17 protein-coding genes are annotated in these 16,324 nt (G+C 46.2%); 3 read left to right on the forward strand and 14 right to left on the reverse strand.

The window, feature by feature from the left end; genetic code table 11:
• Positions 1–248: 248 nt before the first annotated feature.
• Positions 249–506, reverse strand: a complete 258-nt coding sequence (locus ACTNA4_RS01370) for a hypothetical protein (RefSeq protein WP_441017743.1) — start codon at positions 504–506, stop codon at positions 249–251.
• Between the two features lie 314 nt (positions 507–820).
• Between ACTNA4_RS01370 and ACTNA4_RS01375 the strand changes: the two genes are divergently transcribed.
• Entirely contained in the window at positions 821–1,378 is a 558-nt protein-coding gene (locus tag ACTNA4_RS01375) for an ECF transporter S component (RefSeq protein WP_441017745.1), read from the forward strand.
• Positions 1,379–1,534: 156 nt separating this feature from the next.
• On the opposite strand, the gene ACTNA4_RS01380 is transcribed toward ACTNA4_RS01375, so the two are convergent.
• The 10 genes from ACTNA4_RS01380 to ACTNA4_RS01425 all read right to left on the reverse strand — a co-directional run bounded on the left by ACTNA4_RS01380 (position 1,535) and on the right by ACTNA4_RS01425 (position 10,336).
• Positions 1,535–1,687, reverse strand: a complete 153-nt coding sequence (locus ACTNA4_RS01380; protein ID WP_427819853.1) for a hypothetical protein — start codon at positions 1,685–1,687, stop codon at positions 1,535–1,537.
• Positions 1,688–1,830: 143 nt separating this feature from the next.
• Positions 1,831–2,841 (reverse strand): GGGtGRT protein, encoded by a 1,011-nt coding sequence (locus ACTNA4_RS01385; protein WP_427807183.1) that lies wholly within the window; start codon positions 2,839–2,841, stop codon positions 1,831–1,833.
• A 75-nt stretch (positions 2,842–2,916) separates the two neighbouring features.
• Positions 2,917–3,609 (reverse strand): iron-sulfur cluster assembly scaffold protein, encoded by a 693-nt coding sequence (locus ACTNA4_RS01390; RefSeq protein ID WP_427807182.1) that lies wholly within the window; start codon positions 3,607–3,609, stop codon positions 2,917–2,919.
• Between the two features lie 110 nt (positions 3,610–3,719).
• The gene (locus ACTNA4_RS01395) at positions 3,720–5,150 is read right to left on the reverse strand and encodes a GNAT family N-acetyltransferase (RefSeq protein ID WP_441028231.1); all 1,431 of its coding nucleotides are present in this window, start codon (positions 5,148–5,150) and stop codon (positions 3,720–3,722) included.
• Positions 5,151–5,168: 18 nt separating this feature from the next.
• On the reverse strand, positions 5,169–6,431 hold the full coding sequence (locus ACTNA4_RS01400; RefSeq protein ID WP_427819855.1) for a competence/damage-inducible protein A: 1,263 nt from the start codon (positions 6,429–6,431) through the stop codon (positions 5,169–5,171).
• A 1-nt stretch (position 6,432) separates the two neighbouring features.
• On the reverse strand, positions 6,433–6,975 hold the full coding sequence (gene pgsA, locus ACTNA4_RS01405) for a CDP-diacylglycerol--glycerol-3-phosphate 3-phosphatidyltransferase (RefSeq protein ID WP_427807179.1): 543 nt from the start codon (positions 6,973–6,975) through the stop codon (positions 6,433–6,435).
• The gene (rimO, locus tag ACTNA4_RS01410) at positions 6,972–8,312 is read right to left on the reverse strand and encodes a 30S ribosomal protein S12 methylthiotransferase RimO (protein ID WP_427807178.1); all 1,341 of its coding nucleotides are present in this window, start codon (positions 8,310–8,312) and stop codon (positions 6,972–6,974) included. The genes pgsA and rimO overlap by 4 nt, the downstream gene beginning before the upstream one ends.
• Before the next feature lie 155 nt (positions 8,313–8,467).
• Complete coding sequence (gene rpoZ, locus ACTNA4_RS01415) at positions 8,468–8,710, reverse strand: DNA-directed RNA polymerase subunit omega (protein ID WP_427807177.1); 243 nt, start codon at positions 8,708–8,710, stop codon at positions 8,468–8,470.
• A 50-nt stretch (positions 8,711–8,760) separates the two neighbouring features.
• A complete protein-coding gene (gmk, locus tag ACTNA4_RS01420) occupies positions 8,761–9,384 on the reverse strand; it encodes a guanylate kinase (RefSeq protein ID WP_427807176.1) in 624 nt (207 codons plus the stop codon).
• Between the two features lie 73 nt (positions 9,385–9,457).
• Positions 9,458–10,336 carry a YicC/YloC family endoribonuclease gene (locus tag ACTNA4_RS01425; RefSeq protein WP_427807175.1) on the reverse strand — a complete coding sequence of 293 codons (879 nt, stop codon included), beginning with the start codon at positions 10,334–10,336 and terminating at the stop codon, positions 9,458–9,460.
• A gap of 270 nt (positions 10,337–10,606) precedes the next feature.
• Between ACTNA4_RS01425 and ACTNA4_RS01430 the strand changes: the two genes are divergently transcribed.
• On the forward strand, positions 10,607–12,346 hold the full coding sequence (locus ACTNA4_RS01430) for an Rqc2 family fibronectin-binding protein (RefSeq protein WP_427807174.1): 1,740 nt from the start codon (positions 10,607–10,609) through the stop codon (positions 12,344–12,346).
• Between the two features lie 18 nt (positions 12,347–12,364).
• Here the strand turns inward: ACTNA4_RS01430 and ACTNA4_RS01435 are convergent, their stop codons facing one another.
• The 3 genes from ACTNA4_RS01435 to ACTNA4_RS01445 are packed head-to-tail and all read right to left on the reverse strand — an operon-like array spanning position 12,365 to position 15,213.
• Positions 12,365–13,501, reverse strand: a complete 1,137-nt coding sequence (locus ACTNA4_RS01435) for a M23 family metallopeptidase (RefSeq protein ID WP_441028233.1) — start codon at positions 13,499–13,501, stop codon at positions 12,365–12,367.
• Between the two features lie 57 nt (positions 13,502–13,558).
• Positions 13,559–14,350, reverse strand: a complete 792-nt coding sequence (gene murI, locus ACTNA4_RS01440; protein ID WP_427807172.1) for a glutamate racemase — start codon at positions 14,348–14,350, stop codon at positions 13,559–13,561.
• Positions 14,347–15,213 carry a 4Fe-4S binding protein gene (locus tag ACTNA4_RS01445; RefSeq protein WP_427807170.1) on the reverse strand — a complete coding sequence of 289 codons (867 nt, stop codon included), beginning with the start codon at positions 15,211–15,213 and terminating at the stop codon, positions 14,347–14,349. Before ACTNA4_RS01445 ends, murI begins: the two co-directional genes overlap by 4 nt.
• 214 nt (positions 15,214–15,427) lie before the next feature.
• Between ACTNA4_RS01445 and ACTNA4_RS01450 the strand changes: the two genes are divergently transcribed.
• Complete coding sequence (locus tag ACTNA4_RS01450) at positions 15,428–16,258, forward strand: transporter substrate-binding domain-containing protein (RefSeq protein ID WP_427807168.1); 831 nt, start codon at positions 15,428–15,430, stop codon at positions 16,256–16,258.
• Positions 16,259–16,324: the final 66 nt, after the last annotated feature.

The raw sequence follows: 16,324 nt of genomic DNA on the forward strand, positions 1-16,324 counted from the left end.
CTTTGCCGTTACTATAAGTATACAGAACGGCATAAACAAACTCAATACCTTCCGGCTTACACAGTTTCATTTATGGTGGTGCCAAGTGTGCGGGCATGGGAGTTTAGGGTAAAACAGCATTTTTACCGCAATATAGTTTGTACAATATCCGATGACTGCCCCAATAAGAGGTCCTGCCAATTTTTCCAGTATCATCCCTCAGTTCCTCCGATACATTTCATTTTCCTATTTTTTCACATCAAGAAGATCTATTCAGCCAACTGAACATTTCTTAGATCGATCCATCCAAATCCATCTTTTAATCTTCCCCAGAGAACATTTCCCTTACCGCGTCGGATTTCTTCCAAGTCAACCGGAATCTTCTTGTCCTGTATACTCCACAAATCAACATATTCTTCACCCGGACCAGTATAAGTCTTTTTTGAATCGCAGAATAAGTTTACTTTACATGGTGCCCCATGTTCTTCAATTGTGTCCCACATCTTTTCATCATCAGTCAGTGCCATTTCAATTTCCTCCATTTCACTTTTTTATGAATCGGTTTTTATTTCGTTTTTAAATTATTTACAATTAAATTATTATAGCATTAATTATATGCTTGTCAAGTAGTAATGTAAGGAGAAATCATTGTATTTTGAAAGAGAAATGACCAATCTCAGTCGGACAGAAATAACCTGAGCGGGTGACTATGTACACGCCCCCCAATCACCCAAAACTGGACTGTAAAAATTACATAAAATTGGCTATTCTTATTTATATACTTTCCATGTATAATATTTTTCATTATTTTATAAAGGAAATCAACCGGGAGGTATATAGAATGGTTACGAATAAAGTAAAGGAATTAGTTATCACAGCATTTTTCGCTGCAATTACATTCCTTGGAATACAAGCATTTCGAATTCCGCTGCCGGCAGCGATAGGCACACCCTTTGTACATTTTGGTCATGTTTTCGTAGTGATGGGTGTTCTTCTGCAGAACGGTAAAAAAGGCGCTGTATCGGGAACGCTTGGACTTATCATCTTTGATATCCTAAATGGATATATGCAGGATGTTCCTCAGGTATTTATCGAAACAGTTGTCAAATGTCTGATCATCGGAGTGATATTTGCTTCTCTTAAGAAAAAAGCGAACGGCGATAAGAAAAAAGAATACACAGGTGCAATTATCAGTGCAGTCATCTACGGATGTATGAATGTTCTGATCGAGCTGGTCATGGGTACTGTAAAGATGATGATCCTGGGAAATGGACTCGCAGCTGCAATTGCAGGCTCTGTAATCTCAATTCCTGCAACTGTCATCAATGCTGTATTTATGGTTATTGCAATTGCAATATTATATCAGCCTGTGAAAAAAGTATATGGGAGAATCAGTTAATTACAGGATTCAAATCATTCTGTATCCTCAGATTTGTTATGTATGTTCTATTTATTACTTCTATCTATTGACGCGCCAACATCAATAAATATGTTAGTAGCCAGAATTAGAACTGTATATTCTGACCGTTTCTATCATGTTATACACATAACCCTCCTACTGATGCTTCTTCATATGCTTAGAATCATCTACCCATTTTACAGTACCGCCTTTAAATTTAATCTCAGGCTGATAAATTACTGAACGCCCTATCTGAGTAACGACACCATTTTTAGTCACTACTGCAAACTCTGCCGTCTGTTTTTTCATGATATTCACCTCCATTCTACAGATTGAACACGTCATATGACGTGAGCCTATATTTTAAGGTGAAAAAAAATAGACACGTCACAGAGCTTTTTGTTCTTATGACGTGTCTAATATTATATTTTATGAAATTGTGCTAAAACCGCTTAAAAACGCCCAGCCTTCTTAGCTTCCTCAATGGAAACTGCAACTGCAACTGTCATACCAACCATCGGGTTGTTACCTGCTCCGATAAGTCCCATCATTTCTACATGAGCCGGTACGGAAGAAGATCCTGCGAACTGTGCGTCAGAGTGCATACGTCCGAGTGTATCCGTCATACCATAGGAAGCCGGTCCTGCTGCCATGTTGTCCGGGTGAAGGGTACGTCCTGTACCGCCGCCTGAAGCAACTGAGAAGTATTTCTTGCCCTGTTCGATACATTCTTTCTTGTATGTACCTGCAACCGGATGCTGGAAACGTGTCGGGTTTGTAGAGTTACCTGTGATAGAAACGTCTACGCCTTCTTTGTGCATGATTGCAACACCTTCACGTACATCGTTTGCTCCGTAGCAGTTTACTTTAGAACGAAGTCCGTCAGAGTAAGCGATTCTCTGAACTTCTTTCAGTTCTCCTGTATAATAATCGTATTCTGTCTGAACGTATGTGAATCCGTTAATTCTGGAAATGATCTTTGCAGCGTCTTTTCCGAGACCGTTCAGGATAACACGAAGCGGTTTTTTACGAACTTTGTTTGCTTTTTCAGCGATACCGATTGCGCCTTCAGCTGCTGCGAATGATTCATGACCAGCAAGGAATGCGAAGCAGTCTGTATCTTCTTCCAGAAGCATCTTTCCAAGGTTACCGTGTCCGAGACCTACTTTTCTCTGGTCTGCTACAGAACCCGGGATACAGAAAGCCTGAAGGCCTTCACCGATTGCTGCTGCAGCTTCTGCTGCTGTGTCAACATTTTTCTTAATTGCGATTGCTGCACCTGTGATATATGCCCAGCATGCATTTTCAAAACAGATCGGCTGAATAGCCTTAACCTGATTATAAACATCAAGTCCGGCATCCTTTGTAATCTTTTCTGCTTCTTCCAAAGAAGCAATGCCATAGCTGTTTAATACTTCATTGATTTTATCAATTCTTCTTTCATATGATTCAAATAAAGCCATTTACTTGTCCTCCTGATTTATTTTAAGTTACCTGATATGTACAAGCGGCACCAATTCTTAAGGCGACACTAATGATTAAGCTTTACGTGGGTCGATGATCTTAACAGCGTCAGCTACACGGCCATACTGTCCCTGAGCTTTCTCCCATGCTACGTTTGGTTCGTCTCCGCCTTTGATGAAATCTGTGAATTTGCCAAGGCTTACGAATTTGTAACCGATGATCTCATCATGCTCGTCCAGTGCGATACCTGTAACATATCCTTCTGCCATTTCAAGATAACGAGGACCTTTTGCAAGTGTTCCATACATTGTACCAACCTGAGAACGAAGTCCTTTACCAAGGTCTTCCAGACCTGCGCCGATCGGAAGTCCGTCTTCAGAGAATGCACTCTGAGTTCTTCCGTAAACGATCTGTAAGAATAACTCTCTCATTGCTGTATTGATAGCATCACATACAAGGTCTGTATTCAGTGCTTCCAGAATTGTCTTGCCCGGAAGAATTTCAGATGCCATAGCTGCGGAATGAGTCATTCCTGAACATCCGATCGTCTCAACCAGTGCTTCCTGGATAATACCATCTTTAACATTCAAAGTCAGTTTGCATGCTCCCTGCTGCGGTGCACACCAGCCAATTCCGTGTGTCAGACCAGAAATATCCTTTACTTCTTTTGCTTTAACCCATTTCGCTTCTTCCGGAATCGGAGCCGGTCCGTGATTTGCACCCTGAGCTACCGGACACATCATTTCTACTTCATGTGAATAAATCATGTTAAAACTCCTTTCAAATGTAAATGATTTCTTCCTATAGTGTGTTTGACATATTTTTAACACCCCATATATGTCTTTATTTTCGCATAATTTTCGACATTCGTCAATCATTAGTTTGTACAAAGATTCCAAAAATCACTGTCTGTTTTGTAGGCTTTTATCTCCTCCATTGTAAATGGTGCGGTGATCCAGCCACGCTCTTCCTTCTGCTGTTCATCATCCCGATAATGATAGGTCATACCGATTTCAATACCGTCCTTGTCCACGAAGAAATTGTCATAATAACGGTTATCAAGGATCTCTCCGCTCAGGATTTTCCGATACTGTGACGTCTTCAGCGCATCTACTACGATCGAATTCGGTGCTTCTTCTTTCATCCGTTTCTTCCATTCTTTTATAAATTCCGTATCTACATTGATGATTTCACTCGTTTCATAGATTTTTCCGTCTGACAGGCGGATGTTTCTCGTTCTTAGATCCTGATATCTTGCATTTTTGTTTCCTGCATAATAATCATCCGAGAAGACTACGCTGATAAAATCTTCTCCCGCGTATGTCACACGATAAGTCACCTTACTTGCGAGGATCGGAGAGTCTTCTTTCATCACCGCCGCTTTCATATCATCGCTGGCCTTAAGATACAGCGCATTGACCGTACTCATCGCACAGTTTTTCAGTTCCTCATTGACCTTCGCAATCTGTTCTCCTTCCAGCCCCTGGATCTGCGGATACTTCACATCGAACTGAGATGTGATGCTTCCCTCACTTTTCGAGGATTCATAAGAATAAGACTCCTCCGTAATCGTGTAGGGCAGGTTCTCCGCCTGGTAACATTCGATTCCATCAATTCCTTCCCCGGTCTCTTTTTTCATCTCTTTCTCCGTTTGATCCGTTTGCCCCCCATCGCTTAGGAATGGATTTTTCATTCCTCCGCCATCCATAATTCCATCCTGAACCATCGTAAATACTCTATACGCTGTCGTTCCGACACCTATTCCCAGAAGTACCACAAGAGCCAGGATAGCCAGCATCAGGAATTTTCCTCTGCGTTTTGCTTTTTTCTGAAGCCGGATTTCTTCCGCACTCATCGCTCTTTCCATCGGAACGTAACGGACTTGGTTTTTCACCTGCTCCGGAGCCACTTCATGGAATCCAAGCCGCCTGTAAAATCCTTCGGCCTGAGGCGCCGCATGAACCGTCATCTTCGTTATTCCAAATGCCACAATACAGAACTGCTGCAGGGCAACAAAGAGCAGCCTTCCGATTCCCCGTCTCTGCCAGTTCTTCCCGACAAACAGAAGCGCAATGTGCCCGTCAGTCTGCACAGCACCGACTCCGCAGAGCTCCTGTCCTTCCATTGCTCCGAACACAATCAGTTGTCCGCTCTGCACCTTCGGCATAAAATTCTCATATTTAATAAATTTCTGAAATTCTTCTACACCTTCCCTCGAATACGTCGGTGCAATATCAGCAGCAAACACATCCCATACCAGATGCAGTCCTTCCAGTATTTCCTCATTTTCCAGTCTTTTAATTATCATACGCTTTACCTCTTTATGTTATTTCTGCTGCTGTCCTGCCGCCAGCAATTCCTCCCTCAAAAGTGTAAGCGCCCGCACAACCGCATAATCCCGATTTTTCTCCCGGTTTCCGGTGAAATGACATTCCCGGGTCGTCACGCGTCCGTTCACCGCACATCCGATATAGACCAGTCCGACCGGCTTTTCCTTGGTCCCGCCGCCCGGTCCCGCGATTCCGGTCACACTCAGAGCCGCATCAGCCTCTGCTGCCTTTGCCGCACCTCGCGCCATTTCTTCGGCTGTCTGTGCACTTACCGCGCCGAATTCTTCCAGTGTCTCATGCTTCACACCCAGAATCTTTTCCTTGGATGCATTTGCATAAGTAATATACCCTTCATTGAACACCTCAGAAGCTCCGGCCGCATTCAGAAGCCGTCCGGCCAGCTTGCCCCCGGTACAGGATTCTGCGGTCGAAAGTGTCATGCCCTTTTCTTTCAAAAGTGCCACAAGATTCTCTTCCAGTGTCTCCTGCTCATTGATCGTATACACCGCATCGCCGAAGCGTCGATACATTTCCTCGATCATCGGCTTCATGAGCTCTTCTGCCTCTTCCTCGGATTTCGCCTTCGCAGTCACCCGGAAATGAACTTCTCCCGTCTTTGCATAAGGTGCCAGCGTCGGATTCGTCTGTGCGTCCATGAGATCCGCCACCATCGTTTCGGCCCGGCTCTCTCCGATACCACATATTTTCACCATATGAGAATAAATTCCTTCCGGCTGCAGTTTATTCAGGTACGGAGCAATGTCCTGTTCGAACATGGGTTTCATCTCATTCGGTGGTCCCGGAATCAGAATCGCTGTCTTTCCCTTTTCCGGATCTTCAATGATCAGTCCAGGAGCGGTGCCGTTATGGTTATCGATCACGATCGCACCTTCCGGAACCAACGCCTGTTTCCAGTTGTTCTCCGTAATCCGGCTGCTCCCTATCCGATCGAAATACGCTTCGATCCGCTCTTTAGAATGCTCATCCAGATACAGTTCTCTTCCGAATACACGTGCAGTCACTTCTTTCGTCAAATCATCCTTCGTAGGTCCAAGTCCCCCTGTCAGGATCACGATATCCGAGCGGTCAAGTGCCTGACGTATCGCGTCCTCCATACGCTCCTCATTATCGCCCACCACCGTCTGATGATATAAAGAACAACCTAGCAGAGCGCATTTCTCTGCTAGGTAAGCCGCATTCGTATTTACAATATTTCCAAGTAAAATTTCAGTTCCTACGGAAATCAGTTCCACAACCATGTTACATGCCTCCCTGTGTCAATACCTGCTTGTTCTTCGCTATATAATCCACCAGTGATACAACGGTCAGAATCAGTGCCACCCAGACAAGCACATTGCCGATCATTTCGAACACGCCTCCCAGATCCATAATCAACACGATGACCATCGCCATCTGGGACACCGTTTTAAATTTGCCCCAGTAACTCGCCGCAATGACGATTCCGTTGTCGGAAGCCACCAGCCGGAACCCGCTGATGATAAATTCTCTTGCAATAATAACCAGAACGACGATCACGTTCAACTTGTCCATGGAAACCAGACAGATCATCGCGGTACACACCAGAAGCTTATCTGCAAGCGGATCCATAAACTTTCCGAAATTCGTCACCAGATTGTATTTTCTCGCGATCTTTCCATCCAGCATATCTGTCAGGCTGGCCGCACAGAAAATGGCAAGTGCGATCCATTTATCTGCCGCGCCTGTGATGTCAAACAGCAAAAATGCCACAAAAAACGGAATCATAACCACACGAAGTACAGTCAGTTTATTTGGTAAATTCATAATAATTCTCCTATCAAATCATAATCCATAGCCCCGGTCACTTTCACTTTCGCGAAATCCCCGGAAACCAGTTCCTCATCTGTATTTACAAAGATCAGTCCGTCCACGTTCGGCGCATCGCGGTAGGTTCTTCCCACATACGCGTTCTCATCGGCTACCTTTCCCTCGATCATGACGAGCATTTCTTCTCCGATCAGATCTTCATTCCGATCGAACACGATGTCCTGCTGAAGCTCCATCAGTTCAGCCTGACGATCCTGCTTGATTTCTTCTGAAATCTGATCCGGCATCTCGGCTGCCGGCGTATCCTCCTCCGGTGAGTAAGTAAAGACACCCAGGCGTTCGAATTCCATCTGATCCACAAAATCCATCAGCTCTTCATGCTGTTCGTCCGTCTCTCCCGGGAATCCCGTAATCAACGTTGTCCGAAGAGTGATGTCCGGAATCTCTTCCCGAAGTTTTCCGATAATGGAAATGAGCTGTTCCTTCGATGTTTTTCTTCCCATCCGCTTCAGGATTGCATCGCTTGCATGCTGGATCGGAAGATCCAGATAATGGCAGATCTTGGGTTCTTCCTTGATTACCTGGATCAGCTCATCCGTGATTTCCTCCGGATAACAGTAGAGAATGCGAATCCACCGAAGTCCCTGAATCTTACAGAGCGCTTTCAAAAGACGCGGGAGCGACTTCTCTCCGTAAATGTCTTTGCCGTAAAGGGTGGTCTCCTGGGCTACCAGAATCAGTTCTTTAACCCCCTGATCGGCAAGCTCTTTTGCCTCATCAATCAGTTCCTCCATCGGTACACTGCGGAAATTTCCGCGGATCTTCGGAATGATACAGTACGTGCAATGCTTATCGCACCCTTCCGCGATCTTCAGATAGGCAAAATGTCCGCCGGTCGTAACCAGCCTTCCCTTTTGCGTCTCGGGAAGATAATCCACATCCTTCATGATCATTCTGGCATCCGCCCGTTCCATCGGGCTGTCACTGAACAGTCCGTCGATCACTTCCGCGATCTCATCGTAGGATGTGGTTCCGAGCACCGCATCCACTTCCGGGATTTCCTCCAGGATCTCCTCTTTATAACGTTGTGCCAGACAGCCTGTCACGATCAGTTTCTTAAGGACAGCCGTCTCTTTAAGCTGAGCCATTTCCAGAATAGTCTGAATACTCTCTTCCTTGGCATCGTGGATAAAACAGCAGGTATTAACGATCACAATATCCGCCTGCGTCTCATCATCGATCATCTGATGCCCCTTCTTTGCCAGAAGTCCCAGCATCACTTCCGTATCCACCAGATTCTTATCGCAGCCCAGTGAAACAAATAAAATGTTCATGGCATGTTCTCCTCGTATCAATAATTTCCAAGCCGCCAAAGGCAGCTCCTGTCGCCTTATTCTCTTCCCAAATAAAGCTCAGCAAGGCAGACACAGTCGCCTGCTTCTGCCTTGGGATTCAAGTACGCCCCGGCGTACTTGCTGCATCGTTCTTTTTACTCTTCCGTATCCTCTGCAATGATCTTCAGCTTTGCGTTGTTCAGCTCATCGATTGCAATGGAAAGCGGCTTCTCGCCCGGCTTCGTGTCAACAAGAGGCATCTCACCGTCGATCAGCTGTCTTGCACGCTTTGCAGTGGCAAGCACGATGGAATAACGGCTGTTAACGATCTTGGTTGCTCCCTCTTCCACATCCTGGTTTACTACTTTCATCAAATCGCTATAAGATGGATGTAACATAAATTCTGCTCCTTTCAGTCTCTCTTCGTATCTTATCTGCATCCCGAACTTTATAATTCTTCCAGTTCTTTTCTGATCCTGCCGATAAATTCTTCATTCCGGCATACGCGATCATGTTCCGCACGGATGATCCGGTGCATTTCCTTCACGCAGGTGTCAAGGTCATCATTGATGACCAGGTAATCGTACTGATCCATGCCTTCCGACTCCTCCACCGCACGCTTCATCCGGCTTTCGATCACTTCCATGGTCTCCGTACCTCTTCCAACCAGACGCTCTTTCAATTCCCTGGCTCCCGGCGGTGTGACGAACAGAAGCAGGGTGTCCGGATACTTCTCCTTAACCTTCAGTGCTCCCTGGATCTCGATCTCAAGGATCACATCTTTCCCTTCTTCAAGCTGCTGCATCACATATTCTTTCGGCGTACCATAGTAGTTGTTAACATATTTAGCATACTCGATCAACTCATCCTGTGCAATCATTTTTTCAAATTCCTCAACGGACTTGAAAAAATATTCTCTTCCGTCTTCTTCTCCCGGACGGGGACTTCTGGTAGTTGCCGAAACAGAAAGTGCATAATCATCATAATCTTCCAGCAGTCTCTTCATCAGCGTTCCTTTTCCGGCACCGGAAAAGCCGGAAACTACAATAAGTATTCCCTTTTTTTTACTCATAATCAGCTCTCCTGCCATTTTCTATATAAGCAAATATTTATTTTACCATAAAACCGAAGATTTTTCAAAGCTTTTATTCAATATTCTGAATCTGTTCCCGAACCTTCTCAATCTCAGTCTTCAGATCAATGGCATGATTGGAAACTTCCAGGTCATTTGCCTTGGAAAGTATGGTATTTGCCTCCCGGTTCATCTCCTGGGCAATGAAATCCAGCTTGCGTCCGATTCCATCTGCAGATTCCAGCGTTTCTTTCATATGCTTGATATGGCTCTTCAGGCGGACTACTTCTTCATCCGTACAGATTTTATCCGCAAAGATCACGACCTCTGCCGCGATTCTCCCCTCATCCATCTGTGTATCTGCGAGAAGCTCCTTCACCTTCGTCTCCAGCTTCTCACGGTATTCCGCCACGATCTGCGGCGAACGTTCTTCGATGCATGCCACCGTCTCCAGCATACCGTCCAGTTTTGCGATGATATCCTTCTTCAGATTCTCGCCCTCTGCCGTTCTCGTCTCAACAAACTGTCTGCAGGCTCCCTCCAGCGCCTTGGAAAGTCCGTTCCAGAGCTCCTCTTCATCCACGACCTGTTCTTCCATTGTGAGCACTTCCGGACATCTGGAAAGTGTAGATACACGGATGTCATTGTCCAGATGAAAATCCTCTTCCATCTTTTTGAAATAGTCCATATATTCACTTGCCAGCTTCTGATTATATTTTAAAGTAACCTGAGCCTCTGACATATCTTCATATGTAATAAACAGATCCACCTTGCCGCGCTGGATATATTTCTTCAATAAGTTGCGGATCGATGTCTCGAAGAAGTTCAGCTTTTTCGGCATCCGGATTCCCACGTCCAGATAACGATGATTGACTCCTTTCATTTCTACCGTAAACTTGCGTTCTGCCTCGGATACCTCACAGCGTCCGAAACCTGTCATACTCTTTATCATCTGATTTTCCCTCTTCTTACCGGCCGCTCTGCGACCAAATTTCGCTACGTTATATTATAGCCCTTTCCCCTTTGGCATGTCAACCTTTCTAAGTCAGTTCAGCCGCTCATCCGAGTTTCTTTATAACTATGCAGAACCGTTCCCCGTACATTTGCAAATCGCGCGGGAGCATGGTATGATGGTACAAGGGTCATAATCCGGGCGGTTCATTTTCCACCCGCACCGGTCTTTACCTTATGATCCTTTAAAACTTCAAAACGAGGTGTAACTATGGCTTTTGACGGCATTACAATCGCAAATATAGTAAAAGAACTGAATCAAACCATTTTAGACGGAAGAATCTATAAAATCGCCCAGCCGGAAACCGACGAGCTTCTGCTCACAATCAAGACTCCGAAAGGACAGAAAAGGCTCTGCATTTCCGCAAGCGCCTCCCTTCCTCTGATCTATCTGACGGAAGAAAATAAACCAAGTCCCATGACGGCACCGAATTTCTGTATGCTGCTCAGAAAATATGTAGGAAACGGAAGGATCGTGTCGATCAGTCAGCCGAAGCTGGAACGGATCATCCATTTCGATATTGAGCATCTGGATGAGATGGGTGACCTTTGCAGGAAGACGCTGATCGTAGAAATCATGGGCAAACACAGCAACATCATTTTCTGTAATGACAAGGGCATGATCCTGGACAGTATCAAGCATGTCTCCGCCCAGATGAGTTCTGTGCGTGAAGTCCTTCCCGGAAGAGACTATTTTATCCCTGACACGATGAGCAAGCTGGATCCGCTGGATGTAACGGAATCGGTGTTCCGTGACGGACTTATTTCCAAACCGATGCCTCTCGCAAAGGCGATCTATAACAGTTTTACCGGCGTCAGCCCGGTCGCTGCCGAGGAGATCTGCCATCTTGCGGGTGTTGACTCTGCGCTCCCACCACGGGAACTCTCCGAGGATGTGCTGGCACATCTGTACCGGCAGTTCACCTATTTCTTCGAGCAGGTGGCAAACGGAGACTTCTCCCCTCAGATTTATTATGAAGGAGATGACCCGGTGGAATTTTCATCCATCCCGCTTACTCATCTGGAAAATTACCGTGTCCGGACCTTCGACTCTATTTCCGAGGTGATACGGACCTATTATGCTTCCCGCGACACGATCACCCGGATCCGCCAGAAATCGTCGGATCTAAGGCGCGTGGTCCAGACGGCTCTGGAACGGAACCGGAAGAAATACGATCTGCAGCAGCGCCAGTTACGGGACACACAGAACCGGGACAAATTCAAAGTTTACGGGGAACTGATCCATACCTACGGCTACAATTTGGAGGAAGGCGCTAAAAAGCTGGAAGCGCTCAACTATTACACCAATGAAATGGTTACGATTCCGCTGGATCCGCAGAAGACTCCACAGGAAAATGCAGCCCGCTATTTTGAGAAATACAACAAGCAGAAGAGGACCTATGAAGCACTGACCGGTCTGATTCAGGAGACTCACGACGAGATCACCTATCTGGAATCCATCGTAAATGCACTGGAAATGGCACGCGGGGAGGACGACCTGACGCAGCTCAAGGAAGAGCTGGTCTCTACCGGATACATCCGGCGCAAATTTACCAAAAAGAAAGTCAAGATCACCAGTAAGCCACTCCACTATATTTCTTCGGACGGCTATCACATGTATGTCGGGAAGAATAATCTCCAGAACGATGAACTGACTTTCCACTTTGCCACAGGGAACGACTGGTGGTTCCACGCCAAAGGAGCGCCCGGCTCCCACGTTATCGTAAAGACCGGCGGAGACGAAATGCCGGACCGCACTTTCGAGGAGGCGGCCCGCCTGGCTGCCCATTACTCCAAGAATGCGAAATCCGAAAAGGTGGAGATCGACTATGTGGAGAAAAAACATGTCAAAAAACCAAATGGAAGTAAACCGGGATTCGTGGTGTATTATACCAACTATTCCATGATGATTGATTCGGATATTTCCGGAATTCAAGAGGTGCAGGGATAACCCCTGCACCTCTTATATTTATTCACTATGTGTCTTCTGATGCTCCTTCAGATACGCTTCTGCAGCCGGATCAACGAAAGCATATTTTCTCGTCCATTCTTTTGTCGCGTCATTTCTGACCGCTTCCGAGCGGTTCATGGAGAGGAACCGCACAAGTTCATATCCGCTGACCCAGATCTCATGATTTCCTTCTCTCTGTGATTCGTCAAAAATAAGCTGCAGCCCAAAATGAAGATGATATTCATCAATATTGTTGACATTTTCTTCCGAGCTGTATCCGGTGCGGCCGAGATAGCCGATCACATCCCCCGCCTGCACCACATCTCCTTCTTTCAGCCCTTCGGCATACGGACGGTTCTGCCTTAGATGTGCGTAATAGTAATATCTCTTTTTATCAAAACTGTCGATTCCGATCCTCCAGCCGCCATACTGGTTCCATCCGAGCGCTGAAATCACGCCGGATTCTACTGCTATAACCGGTGTCCCCACCTGTCCCATCATATCATGTCCCAGATGATTTCTGCGGTATCCGTAGCTTCTGGAAACTCCGAAATCGTCATAATCCGAATATGAAAATCCTTTCGCGATCGGGTTAAATGCCTTGAGCCCATAAAAACTTTTCATACTCCCATCGGACTGTTCCAGACGGTACTCTCCCACCATCCCGTCCAGAACCGCCCCATAAGCTTCACGGTAATATGCAAAGTACTCCATCGTGTCTTCCAGTTCTTTCACCGATAACTCACCCATCTGCAGCTTTTCAGCCGTTTCGGCAAGATCCGAGCTTCGGTAACGGGAGAAATCTCCCCCGTATTTTGCTCCCAGGTATGCAAGAAGATCGACCCAGTTCAGGTGAACATCGCCGTCATATGTATCCAAATCATATTGATATGCCTGCTTCATTGCCTCTGATGTCACATGAAATTCCACCCACTTGATGTAATCCTTTTCATCCCCGTTTTCTTCTGCATTTTCTTCGGGTTCCTCTTCAAGAAGATAGGCCGTAAAGGTATCCTGTACCAGACTTTCTGCTGCATGACCGGTGTTTCCTCCTACGTTTACGGTTTGCTCACTCCAATATGCGGTTCCAAGAATACAGGCTGCTACTGCGGTTGTTATCACAAATCCTTCCGGCGAAATTTTCTGTTTTCCCATGCATGATCTCCTGCTGCGCCTTCATCACATTCTATGCGGATCGACCAGAGGAAATGTCTATACTATGTCGTACATCTCGTCCAGGCGTTTCATGCAGCGTTCCACCAATTCTATCTGCGCGTCGTCTGCCGGTACTCCCGAAAAAAAGTATTGTACAGAAGCCGAGTTTTCTTCCTTTTGATCGGTCAGATCCCCCGGCAGAACGCGAAGAAGCTGCCGGAGCGTCCCTTCATTACCGTCCACGAAATGAATCTCTTCCGGGAAAACATTTCGAAAGTTCTGTTTAAAATAATTAAAATGGGTACAGCCCAGTACGACTGCCGCATAATCTTCCAGGTCGAATTTGGAAAGTTCTTCGCATAGATATGCTTCGATCCCTCCGGATGTAAAATCACCTTTTTCCGCGAATCGCACCAATTTCGGAAGCGGGAGCAGATCTACATCATGCTCCTTATCCACCCGCTCAAGGAGATTATGAAGCTTATCCGAGGCAATCGTAATCGGTGTTGCCGCCACAAGGATCCGTTTCCCGGTGTCACAATACTGCTCCACTGCTTTCTTGACCGCCGGTTCCATCCCCACGATTGGCACCGGAAAGCCGGCGCGAAATTCCTTCGTGGCAACACTCGTAGCTGTATTGCAGGCGATCACGACCGCATCTACCCCCTGATCGATCAGGAAATTCAGATTATGTTCGTCAAATTCCCGAATCTGCTGCACCGTCTTTTCTCCGTATGGCACATGCTCGGTGTCCGCATAATAGACAAAACTCACGTTCGGCATCATTTTCATCGCGCGGTGAAGAACGGATAATCCGCCGATTCCCGAATCAAAAATTCCAATTTTCATATGTATAACCTCGAATCCACCGTTTTCTTTTCCGGTATCCTGCTCTCGCAGGGTACACCGGTCTGGCATTTTCCGCAGCCAAGGCGCGGGGCAAAATCTCTCTTCGTCTGCATCAGTTTCTGATGACACAGCGGATGCTTCTTTCCTTCTTCGAAGGAGATCGCCTGCACCGGACAGCGCCTGATACATGCACCGCAGAAAATGCAGTAATCATAAAGTCCGGAATACTTCCGCACATCCGGCTCCGCCTCCATCACCGTAACCAGACTGCCGAAGCGCCCTGCCATTCCTTTTTCTGTAATGATCCCTTTGGAAAGCCCGAACGTTCCCAGACCACACACATAAGCCGCATGTCGTTCCGACCATCTGCTTCCGTAGGTCTTCTCATTGATATTCTCGTATCCGGTAATTCCCTGGCCTCCCATAACACTTTGGAACCGCTCGTCCTGCGCCGGTACAAGAGTTGGTACATTCTGTTCGTTCATCCATGCAGCCAGCTCACGCATTGTATCGGCCAGAAAGGCCTGCCCTTCGATCCTTCCATGAAGCCATTCAGCTGAGGGCTCTCCTTCCGTCTCCCGGTTGCTTCTTCGCACTTCTTCTGTAAACGGGAAAAAAACAGAAACCACTGTATTGGCTTCCGGCATCCATTCTTTCGGACTGAGATGCCACGGTCCGATCACACCCTCTTTTTTATACTCATCAAACAGAGGATCCTCTGCACTTCCGATTCCCACCAACGGCTCATCAAAAAAGTGAACCCCTACAAGCTCTGGCCTGATAGCAAAATCTGCCGAAATCACATTGCCCGGATGATCCTTCATGCGGTTCCCCAGCCAGTTTTCTATCCTTTCCTTCGTCATATTCTGCCTCCATTTCCTCAATGTAATTTCTATTCCCATTATAATGTTGAAACCAATGGATTTCAACCCTGCCTTTTAAGCACACACGACTCGATCTGCCGAATTGGCTCACTTTCTTTACTTTTATTCGTTTTTCGCTTGACTTTACTTTAGTAAATTGATAATATTGTGAAGTAAATCGCATTACATATTTAATATAAGGAGAGAATTAAGCATGAAAAAGTTAATTTCAATGGGCCTTACTCTTGCCATGATTCTTTCGCTTGCAGCCTGCGGCGGTTCCGGATCGAAGACAGAGGAAAATAAGGAAACAAAGACAGAAAATACTTCCAGTGAACAGACCGATATGGAATATGTGAAAGAAAAAGGAACTCTGGTTGTTGGTATCACCGATTTCGAGCCGATGGACTATAAAGATGAGAACGATGAATGGATCGGTTTCGATGCTGATATGGCAAAAGCTTTTGCAGAAAGCCTGGGTGTTGATGTTGAATTCGTCGAGATCGACTGGGATAACAAGATCATGGAGCTTGACGGAAAGACGATCGATTGTGTATGGAACGGTATGACTCTTACAGATGAAGTAACAAGTTCTATGGAATGTTCCAACGCTTACTGCAACAATGCACAGGTTGTCATTGTTCCAGCTGACAAGAAAGACCAGTATCAGGATGCAGACAGTATTTCCGGACTTACGTTCGCAGTAGAATCAGGAAGTGCCGGCGAAGCCGCAATCAGCGACCTTGGAATCAATTACACATCCGTAAAATCTCAGGCTGACGCACTGATGGAAGTTGCTGCAGGAACATCAGATGCTGCCGTGATCGACTCTCTGATGGCAGCTGCCATGGTCGGTGAGGGAACCGGATATGAGAACCTGGCCTACACATTCGGACTGAACAGCGAAGAATACGGCGTTGGATTCCGTAAGGGTTCTGACCTTGCCAAGGCTCTGAACGATTTCTTCTCATCCAGCTATGCGGATGGCAGCATGATGGAATGTGCTGAGAAATACGGTGTTCAGGCAGCACTTATTGAACAGTAATGATTTTCCGGATAGAGAGCGGTTCCTCCGCTCTCTATTCATTTACATTCCACTTACGTATCATAA

This window comes from Bariatricus sp. HCP28S3_A7 (assembly GCF_052066375.1).
Lineage (GTDB): Bacteria > Bacillota > Clostridia > Lachnospirales > Lachnospiraceae > Allocoprococcus.